The sequence below is a fragment of the Engelhardtia mirabilis genome (genome assembly GCF_007748095.1).
In the GTDB taxonomy this organism is placed as follows: domain Bacteria; phylum Planctomycetota; class UBA1135; order UBA1135.
Map to the genome: position 1 here is coordinate 2147475 of NZ_CP036287.1, position 17777 is coordinate 2165251.

Genomic DNA, 17777 nt, shown 5'->3' on the forward strand with positions numbered 1-17777 from the left:
TCGCTCGAGCTCATTTTCGTTCGCGGTCAGCGCCGCACGCGGTCGGTGTGATGGCGAGTAGAGTGCGCCCGTGCGGATTGGAGCCTGGCAATTCGATGTGCGTCGCGGAGAGCTGGCCGCCAACCTGGCCGCTGGCATACGCGGCCTCGAAGCCGCGTCGCGCGCGGGCCTCGAACTGGTCGTCCTGCCGGAGATGTGGCCGACCTCGTTCCTCAGCGCAGGTGGCCCGGCACCGGTCGAGGCGGACCGCAGCGCCTTGGACGCGGCGGTCCGCGCGAGTTCGGAGTCCGTCGCGCGGTTGGTCGAGCGCGCCGCCGAGCTCGGCGTCGCGGTCGCTGGGAGCGCCTACGGTGCCGCGCCGGAGGGGGGCCTGCCGCGCAACCGCTTCAGCCTTTGGTCCCGCGGCGAGGAGCTCTCGGCCTACGACAAGGTGCATCTGTTCTCCGTGACCGGGGAGAACCTGGGCTTCTCCGCGGGCGAGCAGGCACCCGCGGCCGTCGCCCTGGGCCCGGCCACCGTGGCGGGGGTGATCTGTTACGACCTGCGCTTCGCCCCGGTCGTCGAGGCGGCTCGGCGGGCGGGCGCCGACCTGTTGTTGGTGCCGGCCCAGTGGCCAACCCCGCGGGCCAGCCACTGGTTCTCGCTCCTGGCCGGGCGCGCCGTCGAGGCCCAGGCCTTCGTGTTGGGGGCCAACCGCACCGGCGTGGAGCTGATGGGGCGGCGGAAGCGGGCGCTTGCCTTCGGGGGCCACTCGGCCTTGGTAGGTCCGGATGGCGTGACCCTCGCCCGCGGCACGGGAGTGGGAGCCGAGGAGCTGGTCTGGGCCCACGTTGACCCGGACCAGGCCCGCGCCCTGCGACGGGAGGTGCGGGTCGCCGACGACCGCCGGCCCGAGCTCTACACCCGCTGGCAGGGATAGGCCCCGGCCGGGCGCAGGAGAGGGCAGCTCCTCTGGACCCTGCGGATGAAATCCCCACGGAGAGGCCGGATGAAACCCCTGCGGAGAGGGCCGCCAGGGCCCTTTCGGCCCTCGATCGGGCCGGGCCCGTCGGCGCCGGGCTCCGGCCGAACGAAATGAGCCGGCGACCCCGAAGGAATCGCCGGCCTCTCACTGTCTCTCTCAGGGGGGCTTCTAGCAGTCGCCCGCGCCGACGAAGAGGCACTCGGCCCCCTCGACGGGTGGTTCGGCGAGCAGTCGCCTTCGACCCACCTGCGCCTAGTGAGCCGGATCGGGCCCCCGGCCCGCAACGAATTCTCCACCATTTTTCCACCGATCTCTCCACTGTCGCGCAGTCGGCGCGACGGCCTCGCGGGGCTCGCCCTAGTCCTCGGTCCCCCATGGGCGAGGCGCGCTCAGGCGCTTATGATCTTCCGCCCTCAGGGTCCTCTTCGCCCGTCCGACGCCCCCCGGGTCGGACTCGACGACGGCCTCTCCCCCCCTCCTCGCGACCGCTCGATCCACTGCCCCCGGCGGTTCCGAGCGAATTCGCCGCGCGCCTTGCCCGGGCGTCGCGGTGGACGCGGGGTCGTCCCCGGTCCTTGGACCCCAGAACCCGTTCCACTCAGGAGACCCGGTGAAGGAAGCGGTCATCGTCAGCGCCTGCCGTACGCCGATCGGCAAGTTCCAAGGAGGCCTCAGCGGCTTCCGCGCACCCCAGTTGGGGGGCTTGGCCATCGCCGAGGCCCTGCGCCGCGCCGGAGTCGACGCCGGTCTGGTCGAGGAAGTCATCATGGGCAACGTGCTGCAGGCGGGCTTGGGTCAGAACCCGGCGCGTCAAGCGGCGATTGCTGGCGGTGTGCCGACATCGGTGGGATCGGTCACGATCAACAAGGTCTGTGGGTCGGGACTGAAGGCCGTGATGCTCGCGGCGCAGGCGATCCGCGCAGGTGATGCGGACGTGCTCGTCGCGGGCGGCATGGAGTCGATGACCCAGGCGCCGTACCTCTTGCCCGAGGCTCGCGCCGGCGTGCGTCTGGGGCACGGCAAGTTGCTGGACTCGATGGTCAACGACGGCCTGTGGGACATCTACAACGACTTCCACATGGGCATGACCGGCGAGCTCGTCGCCGACAAGCACGACATCAGCCGCGCCGCCCAGGACGAGTTCGCTGCGAACAGCCACCGCAAGGCCGCGGCGGCCACCGAGGCGGGTCGCTTCGACGCCGAGAAGTTCACGGTCGAGGTTCCCCAACGCAAGGCGGACCCGATCGCCTTCACCACGGACGAGACCATTCGCGCCGGTATGACGGCGGACTCGATCGCCAAGCTGAACCCGGCCTTCAAGCGCGACGGCGGAACCGTGACCGCCGCCAATGCCTCTGCGATCAACGACGGCGCCTGCGCCCTGGTCGTGATGAGCGCCGAGAAGGCCGCCGAGCTCGGCTGCAAGCCCATGGCGCGGATCACCGGCTACTCGACCGGCGGTCTCGATCCCGAGTGGGTCATGATGGCGCCGGAGGTTTCGATCCGGAAGCTGTCCGAGAAGCTCGGGCGCAAGGCCTCGGACTTCGACTTGCACGAGATCAACGAAGCCTTCTCGTCGGCAGCCTGCGCGCTCACGCGCGTGCTCGACCTCGATCCGGAGAAGGTCAACGTCAACGGTGGGGCGGTCGCACTGGGCCACCCGATCGGCGCGTCCGGAGCGCGGATCCTGACCACCCTGCTCTACGCCATGGCCCAGCGCGGCGCCCAGACGGGCATGGCCTCGCTGTGCCTCGGCGGCGGCAATGCCGTCTCGCTGGCCGTGGAGGCGCTCTGATGGGCTGCACCTACAAGCGCGTCGCCGTCATCGGCGCGGGCACCATGGGCAACGGCATCGTGCAGACCTTCGCCGCCGGCGGGGCGCAGGTGACGATGATCGATCGCGACGACGCCGCCCTCGAACGCGGCGTGGCGACGATCGGCAAGAGCCTCGCGCGCTTCGTCGCCAAGGAGAAGATCGACCAGGCCACGGCCGATGGCATCTCCGCTCGGATCTCGACCTCGACCAGGGTCAAGGACGCCGCCGACGCCGAGCTGGTGGTCGAGGCCATCGTCGAGCGCCTGGACGCCAAGTCGGCCCTGTTCGCGGAGCTGGACGCCGTCTGCAACCCGGGCGCGATCCTCTCCAGCAACACCTCGTCGATCTCGGTCACGGCCCTCGGCGCGGCGACGAAGCGCCCCGACAAGGTCGTCGGGATGCACTTCATGAACCCCGTGCCGCTGATGAAGCTGGTCGAGATCGTGCGGGCCCAGGAGAGCTCGGACGAGACCGTGCGCGCGGTGATCGAAGCCTCGGAATCCCTGGGCAAGACTCCGGTGGAAGTGAACGACTACCCCGGTTTCGTGTCGAACCGGGTGCTGATGCCGATGATCAACGAGGCGGTCTACTGCCTGATGGAAGGCGTGGCCGAGAAGGAAGCCATCGACACGGTCATGAAACTGGGGATGAACCATCCCATGGGTCCCCTGGCCTTGGCCGACCTGATCGGATTGGACGTCTGCCTGGACATCATGAACGTCCTGCACCGGGACATGGGCGACAGCAAGTATCGTCCCTGCCCGCTACTGCGACGAATGGTGACCGCAGGGAGGCTGGGACGCAAAGCCGGCAAGGGCTTCTACGACTACGAGTGACGCCTGCGTCGGCACCCCCCGACGCGACGACCCCACAAGGACCGGCGAGAACGAGCAATGGATTTCGACCTGAACGAAGACGTCCAGATGGTGCGCGACATGACGCGGGATTTCGCCGACGGCGACTTGATCCCGCGCGCCACCCAACACGACCGCGAGGGGACCATCTCGAAGGAAGTCTTCGAGAAGATCGCCGAGCTGGGTCTGTGGGGCCTGACCATCCCCGAGCAGTTCGGCGGCGCCGGCCTGGGCAACGAAGCCCTGACCGCGGCATTGATCGAGCTCAACCGCGGCTGCGCGGCGACGGGCGTGACCCTTTCGGTTCACAACAGCTTGGTCGGCGCGCCGATCAACAAGTGGGGCACCGACGAGCAGAAGGCGCAGTGGCTGCCGCAGCTCGCGACGGGCGAGATCATCGGGTCCTACTGCCTGACCGAGGCCAACGCGGGCTCGGATGCCGCCGCGGTCCAGACCAGTGCGGTGCGTGACGGTGACGGCTGGGTCATGAACGGCACCAAGCTGTGGGTCACCAACGGCGGTTGGGCCGGCGTCTTCCTGGTCTACGCCCGCACCAATCCGGACGTGTCCAAGGCCAAGGGCATGAGCTGCTTCATCGTCCCGAAGGACACGCCTGGCGTGCGCGTCGGCAAGACCGAGCTCAAGGCCGGCATCCGCGGCTCGTCGACCACCGAGGTCGTGTTCGAGAACGTCAAGCTGCCGGCCTCCGCGGTGCTCGGCGAGGTCGACAGCGGCTTCAAGGTCGCGATGGACACCCTCGACGGCGGCCGCATCGGTATCGCATCCCAGGCGGTAGGTATCGGCCGCGCCTGCCTCGAGGCGTCGATCAAGTACGCCGGCGAGCGCGAGCAGTTCGGCCGCCCGATCGGGCACTTCCAGGCGATCCAGTGGAAAATCGCCGACATGGCCTCGCGGCTGGACGCGGCCGAGCTGCTTTGCTTCCGCGCTGCCTGGCTGCGCGATCGCCAGCGACCCTGCACCCGCGAAGCGGCCCAGGCCAAGCTGACCGCGTCGCTGGCCGCGAACTTCGCGGCCGATGAGTGCCTACAGATTCACGGCGGATTCGGCTACACCGATCACAGCCACGTCGAGCGCCTGTTCCGGGATGCGCGAATCACCGAGATCTACGAGGGCGCGACGGACATCCAGCGCCTGGTGATCGCCCGCAATCTCATGGGTTGAACCCCCCCGAAGGTCGGAGCCGCGAAAATCCGCCAGGCCCGGCCGGAGACGCTAAGGTGGGAAGCGGCAGCCAGGCGGCGCGCTTGCCCGCGACCTGGCCCCTTCGGTCCGCCGCCTGCCAGGGCGGAACGGGGGGAAGCGCTGGACGACCCACGACGGCGGAATGAAGTGACTCGGTTCGCTCCGCAATCGACGACGGTCAGCCTGCCAACCGTCCACCGAGCCCCCCCCACGAAGAACCGAGACGGCGCACTGGAGCGAGAAGCCTTGCGATGAGCGGAAGCAACGACCCCGACATCCTCAACATCGAGCAAGCCGCGGCCCTCTTGGGAGTGAGCGTGAAGACCTTCAACAAGGTGCTCCACTCCCAGGACCTGCCCGCCCGCAAGATCGGCCGCGAGTGGAAGTTCTCGCGCAGCCACCTGATCGACTGGGTCGGCGCGGGACGCAGCAGCGAGTTCTACAAGGACAGCCAAGCGGACAACGCCGACATGGTGAGCCCCCAGCCGCCGACCTCGAGCAATGGCACCAGCCAAGCGGAGTCTCCTGCTGGGCGGCGCAGCTCGGAGCCGTCCGAAGAACGGCGCACCTCGGGCTGGCGCCTCTCGCTCGACTGACCTAACTGTCTCTTCTTGAGTTCCAGCTCTTCTTGAGTTCCGGCTCTTCGTGAGCACATCGTCCCCCCGATCGCTGCCTCTGCGGAGCTGCGCGAACTTGGGAGGAGCGGCCCCGGGGCGACAACCCCGGGATCTCGAGCCCGATCGGGCCCTCACCTGATGACCACCGTCTCCCCCAGCACCTCCGATCTTCCCTCCATCGCCCACGGCCTCGAGTTGACCGAGGACCAGCGGATGATCCGCGACATGGTCCGCGAGTTCGCCCAGGCCGAGGTCGCCCCGATCGCCCACGAGATCGACGAGGAGCACCGCTTCCCAGTCGAGATCTGGAACAAGATCGTCGAGCTCGGCCTGCCGGGGATCCCCTTCTCCGAGGAATACGGCGGGTCCGGCGGCGGCACCCTGGCCTACGCGATCGCCGTCGAGGAGATCGCCAAGGTCTGCGGCTCGACCGGTCTGACCCTCGCGGCCCACGTCTCCCTCGGCACCTGGCCGATCTACGCCTTCGGCAACGACCGGCTCAAGCAGCTCTACGTACCCAAGCTGATCGCCGGCGAGTACATGGGGGCCTACGGCCTGACCGAGCCCAACGCGGGGTCGGACTCCGGTGGCACCCAGACCACGGCGGTGCTGGACGGCGACGAGTACGTGCTCAACGGCCGCAAGTGCTTCTGCACCAACGCCAACCACGCGGGCGTGTTCATCGTCACGGCGGTGACCGACAAGTCCCTGGGCTCCAAGGGCATCTCGGCCTTCGTGGTGCCCCGCGACACGCCCGGCTTCAGCCTGGAGAAGGGCGAGGTCAAGCTCGGCATGCGCGGCAGCGACTGGGCCAGCCTGGTCTTCGAGGACGCGCGCATTCCGCGCGACCACCTGCTCGGGCCCGAGGGCCAGGGCTTCAAGACCTTCATGAAGACCCTGGACGGGGGCCGCATCTCGATCGGCGCCCTGGCCCTGGGGATCGCAGAGGGCGCCTACGAGAACGCCCTGCGCCACGCCAAGGAGCGCGAGGCCTTCGGCAAGACCCTGGCCGACCAGCAGGCGGTGGCCTTCAAGCTGGCCAACATGGCTCTCGACATCGAGGCCTCGCGGCACCTCGTCTACCACTCAGCGCGGGTCAAGGACGCCGGTCAGCCCTACACGCTCGAGGCGGCGATGGGCAAGCTGCACGCGTCGGAGACGTCCATGCGCGTGACCTACGACGCGATCCAGATCTTCGGCGGCTACGGCTACTCGCGCGAGTACCCGCTCGAGCGCATGTGGCGCGACGCGAAGCTGTGCACGATCGGCGAGGGCACCAGCGAGATCCAGCGCCTGATCATCTCGCGTCAGATCCTGCGGTGAGCGTTTCGGTCGGGGCCGGAGCGGTCGCGGCGGGGGCGGGCGAGACCCGCACCGTCGGCGGCTGGACGGTCACGGCCCTGTCCGACGGTGAGTTCCGTCTGGACGGCGGCGCCATGTGGGGCGTGGTCCCCGCGAACCTCTGGCGACGGATGACCCCGCCCGCGGACGACAACACGATCCGCATGGCGCTGCGCCCGTTCCTGGCGCGGCGCGGCGACGCGGTGGTGTTGATCGAGGGCGGCGTCGGCGACCGCTGGAGCGACAAGCTGCGCGGCATCTACCACCTGGACGGTGGCGGCTCCCTCGCCGCCAGCCTGCGCGCGGCCGGGGTCGAGCCGGGCGAGGTCACCCACGTGGTCGCCTCCCACTGCCACTGGGACCACATCGGCGCCCTGGTCGACGCGGACGGTGCGCCCCTGTGCCCCAACGCTCGCCACGTCGCTCCGCGTATCGAGGTCGAGCGCTGCCTGAAGCCCGACCACGTGCGCCGCGGCTCCTACCGCCCCGAGGACCTCGAGCCGATCGTCGCCGCTGGGCTGATGGACCCCTTCGACGGCGAGGTGGAGCCGGTGCCCGGGCTCACGGTCCACGCCCTGGGCGGCCACTCCGACGGGGTCAGCGTGGTCTGCCTGCGCGAGCCGGGCCGCGACCTGGATCGAGCCGGCCGCGACGCCGCGGTGTTCTGGTCCGACGTGGTTCCGACCACGCACCACGTCCAGCCGCCCTACATCATGGCCTACGACATCGACGTGGAGCGCTCCTTCGAGCAGCGCAGCGAGTGGATCGCGCGCGCGGCCGAGGCGGGCTGGCTGGGGCTCTTCTACCACGACGACGCGCAGCCCTTCGCGCGCATCGAGCGCGGCGAGAAGCGCTTCGTCGCGACGCCTGCCTGAGCCCCGCGCGATGCGCGTCGTCTCGCTCTGCCCGTCAACCACGGAGACCCTGTTCGAGCTCGGCGTAGGCGCCTCGGTCGTGGGGCGCACCAAGTTCTGCGTCGAGCCGGCGGGGCGCGTCGAGGCCGTAGCGGTGGTGGGGGGCACCAAGGATCCGAAACTCGACCGCATCGTGGCGCTGAAGCCTGACCTGGTGCTGCTCAACGAGGAGGAGAACCGCCGCGAGGACGCGGACTCGCTGCGGGCGCGCGGCGTGCCTGTGCTCGTGACCTTCCCGCGCGACGTGGCCGAGACCGCGGCAGCACTACGCACGATCGCCGCCGCGGTCGGCGCCGTCGAGGCGGGTGAGCGCATCGCGGCCCGGATCGAAGCGCTGCGCGGCGAGATCGCCGCGCGCGCCCGAAACCGAGCGCCGGTGCGCTTCGCCTACTTGATCTGGCGCAAGCCATGGATGGCGGCCGGCGCGGGCACCTTCGTCGACGCGCTGCTCGCGACCGCGGGCGGCGTGAACGTGTTCTGCGCCGGCGAGGAGCGCTATCCGGCCACGACCGCCGCGGACCTCGCGAGCCGCGCTCCCGACGTCATCCTGCTCTCCAGCGAGCCCTTCCCCTTCGCCGCCAAGCACATCGACGAGCTCTGCGAGCAGACCGGCCTCGCGCGCGAGCGCTTCCAGCTCGCCGACGGCCAACTCCTGTCCTGGCACGGCTCGCGCACGCTCCTGGGCCTGCCCCACGCCGAGCAGTGCCTGGCTCTGACGAGGCCCGCGGGGGCACGCCAGCGGATCGACGGGGAAACGTGAGGCAACGCGTGTCGACCTCGGAGGTGCAGGCGACCTCTCGGCGGCGCTTCACGAAGCGCTCGGTGCGCCCCTGTCCGACACCTGCTGGCTGTCGGAGGCCTTGTCGAATCCGGGGGGGGTAGTCTCGCGTCAGAACGGCTTGTCCGTGGATGAAGTCCGCTGGCCCAGTGATCAGCGCACTTGCAGCCCAGACCCTCTCCGGAGTGTTTTCGATGTTGTCCGATCGCGTTCCTTTCCTCCCGAGCCTCGGCGCCTTGGCCTGCCTCGTCTCGCCCGCTGCGATCGCGCTCAGCGACAACCCGTGCCCTGGCTGTGAGATCTCGATCACCGACAATGCGCCCATCGCGAGTTTCGGGGCTGGAAGCCAGGCGATGAACTACATCTCCATGGTGGACCATGGGGACTGCTTCCTGCAGGTACTCGAAGGTTGCAAGGACGGCTCACCGTGTACCTTCTTCCACCAGTGGTCTTTCGCGTCGGGGACCTGCGGAGATGCCCAGGCAGGCTGGGGCTATCGGTACTGGGACATCGACGATCCGGGCCAGAGCCATGGCGCCACGGACAGCGGAACTGGCCAGACCACGGGCTCCAACTCGATTTGGATCGCCTGCAACTCCGAGTACGAGTCGGCGATGGTTGTCACCAATGCCTGTGATCCTCCTCAAACCTGTTTCGCCCGTTCGGCTGCCAAGTGCTCGGACTGCGTAGGATCTTCGAAATGAGGACCAAGTGGAGAGTCGTCTCAGCGCTCGGGTTGGTGGCCTTTGGCGCTGCCTTGGGAGTCCTGTTGACCAAGGGGGCGGGCGCCGGAGGTGGCGAAGCTCCCCACCCGAGCGCGGCCGGCGGTCCTGAGCCTGCGGGGAACGTCGAGCTGGCTGGCTTGACGGGCGCGTTGCGAGCGCCCTCCGGACCCGAACCGGCGGCCGACGAGCCCGAGGCGAGCGTGGCACCGACCGGGCCCGCGTGGATCTCCGATGGCTCGCAGATCCGAGTGCGCGGCCGGACCATGGAAGACGTCATGCGCGATTGGCACGGCGCGGACTGGCCGCTGGTCGAAGAAGTCGTGCTGAGGTCGCTGAACGATCCCGAGAACATCGGCCTCGATCGACCGCTCGAGCGCGACAGCCTCGGCGACATGGACGGGTGCCTGGAGCGCGCGCCGGAGCTCGCGCTGAAGTGGTACGACAATGGGCCCGCACCCGTGGCGATCAAGCGCTTCCCCGGCTCCCACGTCCCCTCGACGTTTCCGGCCGAGCTCCTCGCGCGGCGCCTGGTCCGGGAGCCGTTCCTGTTCCCGGGTCAGCTCCCCTCGTCTCCCGCTGCGGCGGATGTCGACATGGAGCACCCCGACTGGGATGCATTCGTGCAGTGGCTCGCTGGCGAGCGAGAGACCTTCCTCGACCTGGGCAACTCATTGATCGAGGCCCAGCGAACGTGCATCCGCGAGACGCTGGAGGCGACTACGCGCTTCGAGCGACCCGCCCATGGGGAGCTGTACTTCGCCCCCTTCATCACGCCGCACTCGCCGCAGGCGGACCCTCAGGATCCCGCGTACGAACCGCCCAACGGGATCGTCCTGCTCATCGGCGAGGGGAACGGCCCCTGCGGGATGTTCGGCGGGATCTACTACCTGAGCTTCCGCGAGGTGCCGGCGGTCGCCGGGATCCTGGCCGACTGGCGGGCCTACAGCGCGATCCTGTCCGAGGAGCTGTTGGCCCGGGTGGAGCAACTTCCGCTGCTCTAGGCTGCTCGAGGGCTGCGTGCCGAGCCGAGTCAGGTAGGGGCGAGACCGTCAGTCGTCGTCGGCCTCGTCCCACTCGACCCCGTCGGCTACACGCGTCCGTCGGGCGCGCGCGAGTCGACCCGCGGCGCGGGCTGCCTCAGTGGTGGTCTTCGGAGACCAAGTTCCGGTTCCAGCGGGGATCTCGACCGCCGCGTCGCAGCTACTGCTTGTCAACGAGGGCTGGCGGGTGGCCCACAACCTCTGGATGGACTTGTGGTTCACCGGCCAGCCCTCGTTGACGAGCAGTCGGTGGATGCGTCGGTAGCCGTACCAGGGGTGCGCCATCGAGAGTCGCCGCATGTCCTTGACCAGCACGAGCTCGTCATCGGGAACTGCGAGCTCGCGCCACTGTGTCGATCGAGCCTGCCCGACGAGTCGGCAGGCCGCCCGTTCGCCCATGGAGTGATCCTCCATCGCGTGCCGGACAGGCCGACTTCTGCTCGTCGGGCTCAAGAGTTTCCCTCTGCGATGTCCTTCAGCACCTGGTTGTCCAAGGCTTGCCTCGCCACGAGTCGCTTGAGCGCTGGGTTCCCGCGCTCTTCCGCGTCGCGGAGCTTCGCCAGGATCTGGTCGGGGGTGTGTCGTCGTTGGGCCATGCTCGGTCCGTTCTGCCGAAGATGGGGCAGTTGGACTCGAACAGTGGCTGGGAGCGTTCTTGGCGGTCATTCCACTGCGTTTCCGCTTCATCTGGCTCCTGCTGCCCCTTCTCTTGACAGCCGCCGGGATTGCTTGGCCCTTGGCACCGGTTGGCCAGACCGACTCTCTCACGGCGGCCAATTCGCGGACTGATTACCATCGGCCAACGAATGGAGCATCCCCGGACCTGGTTGCGCCTGCCACACAAGCGTTGTCCCTGGAGACGCTGTGCATCGCCGAGAGGTTGGATCTTCTGCGTCATTCGCAGGTCACCCCTCGCTCAGCCTCGATAGACTTCGAGAATCGGGAGGGGTTGGTCGGCTTGTCCGCCGATGGTGACCTTTGCCCTCCTTTTCTTATCGCTCCGTTCGATCGTGAACACCTCTTGGGCGGGCCCCTCAATAACCGGATGCCATGTTCCAGTCGCTACTTGCCCTGGCAGGACCGACCCTCAGTTCAACGTCAGTCACGCCAGTTGAGGCTCAGGGATTCGTCGATATCACCTCTGGCGTTTACGAGCTGTCCCAGTCTCTCGTTGTCGACTTCAGTGGAAGCGGGCTGCTCGAGAACACCTTGAGCCCGTCGATCTTCGTCAACGGTTTTGACGTTTCTTCGTCAGCAATGATCACCTGGGGCTCACAGGAGTTCATAGATGACGACGGCGATGGCCTGGCAGAAGAGTGCTCAGCTGAGTTCTCATTCGACCTGTCGCTTCTCAGCCTCGTGCCTCGTGACGTGATACGAGTCGACGTCACCGCCGGAACGGCGACAGGCCCAGATACATGGGCAGACGCCGCCAGCGTACATGCCAACGTGGAGGTTCACGGCTCTTCCAGGCTGTACGACGGCGAGGCCGACTACGACATCGCCGTCTCGCTGTACGCGCTGGAGCACGTCTCTGGTGCCTACTCGATTGAGGTCAATGGAGTTGACATCTCGAGCTTGGTCCCTGTCTATGACGAGGCGGCGCTCTATGACAACGCCGATGCAGCAGGCTTCAGTCGAACCAAGTTCCTACGCGCCCGACTCGACTTCTCGTCTGTCACAGTCGTGGAAACAGACTCCGTCATTATCTCTTACTCCGCAGCTACCCCGACCGCGACCTCGACAGGCCACTTCGAGGTGTCACGGATTTCTGATCCGGTGCCCGGCCCTCCCCCTTGTCCGAAGGAGAAGGTCGAGGAGGCAATGGACAAGCTGGAAGAGGCAATCAACGAGGTATGACCAGAAGCGGTGGACGGTGAACTGAGAGGAAACGCGACGTACCCTTGGTGCTCGACATCACTCGACACCCAAGCCCCCAACGCGGGGGAAGGACACGCCGCATGAAGCAGCCTAGCGACTCGATCCAGTTCCAGCCAGACGCCCCGACCGCGGACATCCTCCAGGACGTTCTCCGAGAGGGCGCCCGGAAGATGCTCATCACGGCCCTGCAGGCGGAGGTCGCCGAGTACATCGACGCCCACGCGGACCAAGTGGACGAGCAGGGCCGCAGGCTCGTGGTTCGCAACGGCTCGTGCCCCGAGCGCACGATCCAGACCGCGTTGGGCGACATTCCGATCGCTCGTCCTCGAGTCGATGATCGTCGCTTGGACGACGGCGGCAATCGTATCCAGTTCACCAGCAAGATCCTGCCCCCTTACCTGCGCCGCTCGAAGACCATCGAGGAGCTGATCCCGTGGCTGTACCTGCGCGGAGTCTCGACCGGCGACTTCGGCGAAGCGCTCGGTGGCCTCCTCGGCGAGGGGGCCGCCGGTCTCTCGGCCTCGACCGTGGTGCGCCTCAAGCAGGCGTGGGAAGAGGAGCACCGGACCTGGAGCAAGCGCGAGCTCGCAGGCAAGCACTATGTCTACCTGTGGGCCGATGGCATTCATTCGAACGTGCGCCTGACGGACGAGCGCGCCTGCATGCTCGTGATCATGGGCGCCACGGCCGACGGCAAGAAGGAGCTGGTGGCCGTCCACGATGGTGAGCGCGAGAGCGAGCAGTCCTGGACCGAAGTGCTGGTGGACCTCAAGGCCCGTGGCCTCTCGATCGCTCCGAAGCTGGTCGTCGCGGACGGCGCGCTCGGCTTCTGGAAGGCCAGCGCCAAGGTCTGGCCAACCGCGCAGGGGCAACGCTGCTGGGTCCACAAGACGGCCAACGTCCTGAACAAGTGCCCGAAGTCGATGCATCCCAAGATCAAGGCTTCGCTGACCGAGATCTGGAACGCCGAGACGCGAGAGGACGCCGAAGCGGCCATGATCCTCTTCCAGTCCATCTACGGCGCCAAGTACCCGAAGGCGGTCGAATGCCTGCTCAAGGACCGCGAGGCAATGCTGGCCTTCTACGACTTCCCGGCCGAGCACTGGCGCCACCTACGCACCACCAACCCCATCGAATCCACCTTCGCGACGATCCGGCTGCGAACCAGCCGGACCAAAGGCGCAGGATCCCGAGCCGCCTGCCTCGCCATGGTCTACAAGCTCGCCAAATCGGCCGAGAAGACCTGGCGGAAGCTAAACGGCCACGAACACCTCGGAGACGTCATCCGAGGCGTCCAGTTCAAGGACGGCATCAAGGTCGCCGCGTGACCTCCCCGGGAATTCCATCCACAGCTCTTGGCAATACCTCGCAATCAACCCAACGAGTGATCCCGAGCCTTCCGATGAAGAACGCGCCGAGGCAATCAAGGCCGCTGTGGCAGTGCTCTTGGACGATTGCCCAGGCCTGAGAGATCGCAAGGTGAAGCACCTGGAGGGCACAGACTCGGACAGAACCCTCGGAATAGATCACGACAGCAACGGTTCATCGTCGCTGACCAGCGATGACGATTTTGTGATCTCGGTTGGAGGGAACCGCGACGACGACCCTGGCGGCGACGGGCACACGGCATCCGCAACAGCGACCTCGGATCATGGAGCGGCTATTGCCTGTGGCGGCAACGGAGGTTCCGCCGATGGAGCTGAGCCGGCAGGAAAGGGTGGCAAGGGGAAGGCGGTCTCGGCTGCCGGGGAAGCGTTCGCCGCTGGCGGTACTGGAGGAAGTGCCTGGACCGGCGGACAGACGAGCACTCCTGGCGGCCAGGGCGGAACGGCATGCGCCAAGTTCGACAACGGAGACGACGCCGGACAGGCTGGTCAGATCGGAAGCCAGTCGGGGGGCGGGGGCGGATACTTCACGATGAAGTCGGCCACCAATCCAATGTCGGGGTTCATGCCGACTAGCTAGGCACCTACCCCGGCTTGACAGGGAATGGAGGCGTGCGACTGAACGGAGTTGCACGCCGACTGCTTGTTGGCTGCCCGGCGAGTGGCGTTGGTGCGTTGATGAGAGCGCCCCATCCGTCTTCCCCGTCTCCTCGACGTTCCCGGCCGAGGTCCTCGCGCGGCGCCTTGTCCGGGAGCCGTTCCTGTTCCCGGGTCAGCTCCCCCCGTCTCCCGATGCTGCGGGCGTCGACATGGAGCAGCCCGACTGGGATGCATTCGTGCAGTGGCCCGCTGGCGAGCGAGAGACCTTCCTCGACCTGGGCAACTCGCTGATCGAGGCCCAGCGAACGTGCATTCACGAGACGCTGGGGGCGACCACGCGCTTCGAGCCGCCTGCCCATGGAGAGCTGTACTACGCTCCCTTCATCACGCCGCACTCGCCGCAGGCGGACCTTCAGGATCCCGGGTACAACCCGCCAGACGGGGTTGTCCTGTTCATCGGCGAGGGCAACGGTCCCTGCGGGATGTTCGGCGGGATCTTCTGCCTGAGCTCCCGCGAGGTGCCTGCGGTCGCTGGGATCCTGGCCGACTGGAAGGCCTACAGCGCGGTCCTGTCCGAAGAGCTATTGGCCCGAGTGGAGCGGCTTCCGCTGCTCTGAGCTGCTCGAGGGGGCAAGCGAGCCGCGCCAGTCAGGGGCGGGACGCAGCCGACGTCCGACTCGGCCCAGGCGCGCGCCTCGCTCGCGACTCGGCGCGCGGCGCGGCCCCGCTCAGTGGTGGTCTTCGGAGACCAGGTTCCGATTCCAGCCCGGGATCTCGACCACCACGTCGCAGCTACCGTCGGGGACAGTCTGACAGGCCAGACGCGACTCGGTGGTCAGACCGGGCGCGTGGTCGAGCTGGTCCTCCTCGTCGTCGCTGGCCTCGTTGCAGCTCTCCAGACCCTCGCGAATGATCACGTGGCAGGTGGAGCAGGCGCAGACGCCGCCGCAGGCGTGGTCGATGTCCACGCCGTTGCCGCCGGCGATTTCGAGCACCGAACCCGGCAGCCCGTCGCGGGAGTAGGGCAGTTTCGAGGGATCGACTTCCACGACCTTGCCCTCCGGCATGAAGGTCATGCGGTAGGAACGGGTGGGCAGCCGAGTCTCGGCCTGCCGGATGAAGGGGTTGGATCCGCCCATGGGGGTGTGCTCAGTCGTCGGTCGAGGGGTCAGAGGCCGGCGCCGAATCCACCTGCGCCAGAGTCGTCGGACTTGCGAGGGGCCCGTTCGGATTTCTCGCCGGCCGAGCGGCGCGGGCGCTCAATGCGCTCAGGACGCTCCTGGGACTCACGGCGAGCGGCACGCTTGGGCGGGGAAGGCGACTCATCGAGGCCCATCCCGAAGCCGCCACGCGCGGGGGCCGATTCCTCGGAGCCAGTTCTCGGACGCTCGCGCCGCGGAGCCCGGTCGGCCGACTCGCGCCGGGGACGCTCCTCACGCTCTGCGCGAGGAGCCTCATCGCGGTTGCGCCGGGGCCGCTCTTCGCGCTCGGCGCGCGGCGACTCGTCACGACTGCGACGCGGACGCTCCTCACGCTCTGAGCTGGGAGCCTCGTCACGACTGCGACGGGGACGCTCCTCCCGCTCGGTGCGGGGCGACTCGTCACGACTCCGGCGCGGACGCTCCTCACGCTCTGCGCTGGGAGCCTCGTCACGACTGCGACGGGGACGCTCCTCCCGCTCGGTGCGGGGCGACTCGTCACGACTGCGGCGCGGACGCTCCTCACGCTCTGCGCTGGGAGCCTCGTCACGACTGCGACGGGGACGCTCATCCCGCTCGGTGCGGGGCGACTCGTCACGACTGCGGCGCGGACGCTCCTCACGCTCTGCGCTGGGAGCCTCATCACGACTGCGACGGGGACGCTCCTCCCGCTCGGTGCGGGGCGACTCGTCACGACTGCGGCGCGGACGCTCCTCACGCTCTGCGCGCGGCGACTCGTCGCGACTGCGACGCGGACGCTCCTCACGCTCAGAGCTGGGAGCCTCATCGCGGTTGCGGCGGGGCCGTTCTTCGCGCTCGGCGCGCGGCGACTCGTCACGACTGCGGCGCGGACGCTCCTCACGCTCTGCGCGCGGCGACTCGTCGCGACTGCGACGCGGCCGCTCTTCACGCTCGGCGCGCGGCGACTCGTCGCGACTGCGACGCGGACGCTCTTCACGCTCGGTGCGCGGCGACTCGTCGCGACTGCGACGCGGTCGTTCTCCGCGCTCCGCTCTCGGCTCTTCGTCGCGCGAACGACGGGGGCGCTCTTCCCGCTCAGCACGAGGCGCTTCATCTCGACCGCGGCGCGGGCGTTCCTCGCGCTCGGGCTCCTGGGCGGGTGCTTCCGCGGCGCCGCGCTCCAGCAGGATCTCGGGATCCGTGAACATCACGCGGCGCAGGTCGCGCTCGGCGATCTCGTCGACGGTCCAGGTCATGCGCCCGGCGATTTCGCGCCAGCGGCGGGTGTCCTGGTTCGGAACGAAGGTCAGGGCGTGGCCGCTGCGACCGGCCCGGCCGGTGCGGCCGATGCGGTGGGTGTAGTCGGAGACCTCGCGCGGGACGCCGAAGTTGATCACGTGGGTCACGCCGGAGACGTCGAGGCCGCGCGAGGCGACGTCGGTCGCGATCAGGGCGCGGACTTCACCGCCGCGGAAGGCGGACATGACGCGGAAGCGGGCCGCCTGGTCGTAGCCGCCGTGCAGGGCCTTGACGCCGAAGGGCAGGCGCTCGAGGCGACGGAAGAGTCGGTCGACGTCGGTGCGGCGCTCACAGAAGACCAGGAACAGGTCGTCCGGACCCGAATCCATCAGCAGCCGTCGCATGACGTTCGCGCGGTCCTCGTCGTTGACGAAGCACACGTGCTGCACGATGCGATCGACCGTGGCCACGCCCTTGGCGGTGGCGAGCTCGACCGGGTTCTTGGTGTGCGAGCGCGCCAGTTCGAGCAGCGGCGGGGGGAAGGTGGCCGAGAAGAGCAGCGTCTGGCGCTCCTCCGGCAAGAGGTCGAGGATCTTGCGGACGTCGTCGAGGAAGCCGATCTCGAGCATCTCGTCCGCTTCGTCGAGAACGGCGAATTCCGTCCACGGGAAGTTCAGGAAGCGCTGGCCGGCCAGGTCGAGCACCCGCCCGGGGGTCGCGACCACGAGTTGCGCGCCGGCGTGGAGGGCCTTGACCTGGGGCGGGATCGGGTCGCCGCCCACGAGCAGCGCGACCTTGATGCCCCGGGCGCGGCCGAGCTCGGTCAGCACTTGGGCCACCTGTTGGGCCAGCTCGCGGGTGGGGCACAGGACCAGACCGAGGACGGTCGAGCGGGCGGGATCGAGCTTGGCGATCATCGGCGCGCCGAATGCCAGGGTCTTGCCCGTGCCCGTCTCGGCCTTGGCGATCACGTCGCGTCCCTCCAACACCGGCCCGATGGCCAGCTTCTGGATCGGGGTGGGCGAGGTGATGCCCATGTCGGCGATGGCCTGCTGGACCTCGCGCCCCAGATCCCATTCGCTGAAGCTCTCGATGTCCGGGGGCTCGTCGTTCGGGTGGAGCTCCTCGACGGGCTCGGCGGATCGCTTGGTCGCGCCGCCCGTGCGGCCCTTGCCGCCGCCGCCACGTCGCGGGCCGCCCTGCTGAGGGCGCCCCTTTCGCATCTGGGTCATTGTCGATTCCTGAGTCGGGTGTCTACCC

Annotated in this window: 17 protein-coding genes; 13 read left to right on the plus strand and 4 right to left on the minus strand. The window is 68.4% G+C overall.

Features of this window, described 5'->3' with window-relative positions:
• The first annotated feature begins 70 nt into the window (after window positions 1-70).
• The 10 genes from Pla133_RS07815 (at window position 71) to Pla133_RS07860 (ending at window position 10213) form a co-directional block, all read left to right on the plus strand.
• A complete protein-coding gene (locus tag Pla133_RS07815; RefSeq protein WP_145064358.1) occupies window positions 71-919 on the plus strand; it encodes a nitrilase-related carbon-nitrogen hydrolase in 849 nt (282 codons plus the stop codon).
• 655 nt (window positions 920-1574) lie between these two features.
• Window positions 1575-2759, plus strand: coding sequence for an acetyl-CoA C-acetyltransferase (locus Pla133_RS07820; RefSeq protein ID WP_145064359.1), 1185 nt, complete (start codon window positions 1575-1577; stop codon window positions 2757-2759).
• Window positions 2759-3616 (plus strand): 3-hydroxyacyl-CoA dehydrogenase family protein, encoded by an 858-nt coding sequence (locus Pla133_RS07825; RefSeq protein WP_145064360.1) that lies wholly within the window; start codon window positions 2759-2761, stop codon window positions 3614-3616. The genes Pla133_RS07820 and Pla133_RS07825 overlap by 1 nt, the downstream gene beginning before the upstream one ends.
• A gap of 57 nt (window positions 3617-3673) precedes the next feature.
• On the plus strand, window positions 3674-4816 hold the full coding sequence (locus Pla133_RS07830) for an acyl-CoA dehydrogenase family protein (RefSeq protein ID WP_145064361.1): 1143 nt from the start codon (window positions 3674-3676) through the stop codon (window positions 4814-4816).
• 272 nt (window positions 4817-5088) lie between these two features.
• Window positions 5089-5433: a helix-turn-helix domain-containing protein gene (locus Pla133_RS07835; protein ID WP_419192229.1), complete on the plus strand. Its 345-nt coding sequence runs from the start codon at window positions 5089-5091 to the stop codon at window positions 5431-5433.
• Window positions 5434-5592: 159 nt separating this feature from the next.
• On the plus strand, window positions 5593-6777 hold the full coding sequence (locus tag Pla133_RS07840; RefSeq protein ID WP_145064362.1) for an acyl-CoA dehydrogenase: 1185 nt from the start codon (window positions 5593-5595) through the stop codon (window positions 6775-6777).
• Entirely contained in the window at window positions 6774-7670 is an 897-nt protein-coding gene (locus tag Pla133_RS07845) for an MBL fold metallo-hydrolase (RefSeq protein ID WP_145064363.1), read from the plus strand. The genes Pla133_RS07840 and Pla133_RS07845 overlap by 4 nt, the downstream gene beginning before the upstream one ends.
• Window positions 7671-7680: 10 nt before the next feature.
• Entirely contained in the window at window positions 7681-8469 is a 789-nt protein-coding gene (locus tag Pla133_RS07850; protein WP_145064364.1) for a helical backbone metal receptor, read from the plus strand.
• Window positions 8470-8636: 167 nt separating this feature from the next.
• Window positions 8637-9191 carry a hypothetical protein gene (locus Pla133_RS07855; protein WP_145064365.1) on the plus strand — a complete coding sequence of 185 codons (555 nt, stop codon included), beginning with the start codon at window positions 8637-8639 and terminating at the stop codon, window positions 9189-9191.
• On the plus strand, window positions 9188-10213 hold the full coding sequence (locus Pla133_RS07860) for a hypothetical protein (RefSeq protein WP_145064366.1): 1026 nt from the start codon (window positions 9188-9190) through the stop codon (window positions 10211-10213). Before Pla133_RS07855 ends, Pla133_RS07860 begins: the two co-directional genes overlap by 4 nt.
• 48 nt (window positions 10214-10261) lie before the next feature.
• On the opposite strand, the gene Pla133_RS26080 is transcribed toward Pla133_RS07860, so the two are convergent.
• Together Pla133_RS26080 and Pla133_RS26085 are read right to left on the minus strand one after the other, a co-directional pair.
• Window positions 10262-10651: an IS3 family transposase gene (locus tag Pla133_RS26080; RefSeq protein ID WP_419192230.1), complete on the minus strand. Its 390-nt coding sequence runs from the start codon at window positions 10649-10651 to the stop codon at window positions 10262-10264.
• 50 nt (window positions 10652-10701) lie between these two features.
• Entirely contained in the window at window positions 10702-10848 is a 147-nt protein-coding gene (locus Pla133_RS26085) for a hypothetical protein (protein ID WP_419192231.1), read from the minus strand.
• 454 nt (window positions 10849-11302) lie between these two features.
• Here Pla133_RS26085 and Pla133_RS07870 point away from each other — a divergent pair, with 454 nt between their 5' ends.
• The 3 genes from Pla133_RS07870 (at window position 11303) to Pla133_RS07880 (ending at window position 14735) form a co-directional block, all read left to right on the plus strand.
• Window positions 11303-12112 (plus strand): hypothetical protein, encoded by an 810-nt coding sequence (locus tag Pla133_RS07870; RefSeq protein ID WP_145064368.1) that lies wholly within the window; start codon window positions 11303-11305, stop codon window positions 12110-12112.
• A gap of 101 nt (window positions 12113-12213) precedes the next feature.
• Window positions 12214-13461: an IS256 family transposase gene (locus tag Pla133_RS07875; protein ID WP_145064369.1), complete on the plus strand. Its 1248-nt coding sequence runs from the start codon at window positions 12214-12216 to the stop codon at window positions 13459-13461.
• A gap of 866 nt (window positions 13462-14327) precedes the next feature.
• The gene (locus Pla133_RS07880) at window positions 14328-14735 is read left to right on the plus strand and encodes a hypothetical protein (RefSeq protein ID WP_145064370.1); all 408 of its coding nucleotides are present in this window, start codon (window positions 14328-14330) and stop codon (window positions 14733-14735) included.
• Window positions 14736-14846: 111 nt separating this feature from the next.
• Here Pla133_RS07880 and Pla133_RS07885 read toward each other — a convergent pair whose 3' ends face one another.
• Window positions 14847-15257 (minus strand): 2Fe-2S iron-sulfur cluster-binding protein, encoded by a 411-nt coding sequence (locus tag Pla133_RS07885; protein ID WP_145064371.1) that lies wholly within the window; start codon window positions 15255-15257, stop codon window positions 14847-14849.
• A gap of 29 nt (window positions 15258-15286) precedes the next feature.
• The gene (locus Pla133_RS07890) at window positions 15287-17749 is read right to left on the minus strand and encodes a DEAD/DEAH box helicase (RefSeq protein ID WP_145064372.1); all 2463 of its coding nucleotides are present in this window, start codon (window positions 17747-17749) and stop codon (window positions 15287-15289) included.
• Window positions 17750-17777 lie beyond the last annotated feature (28 nt).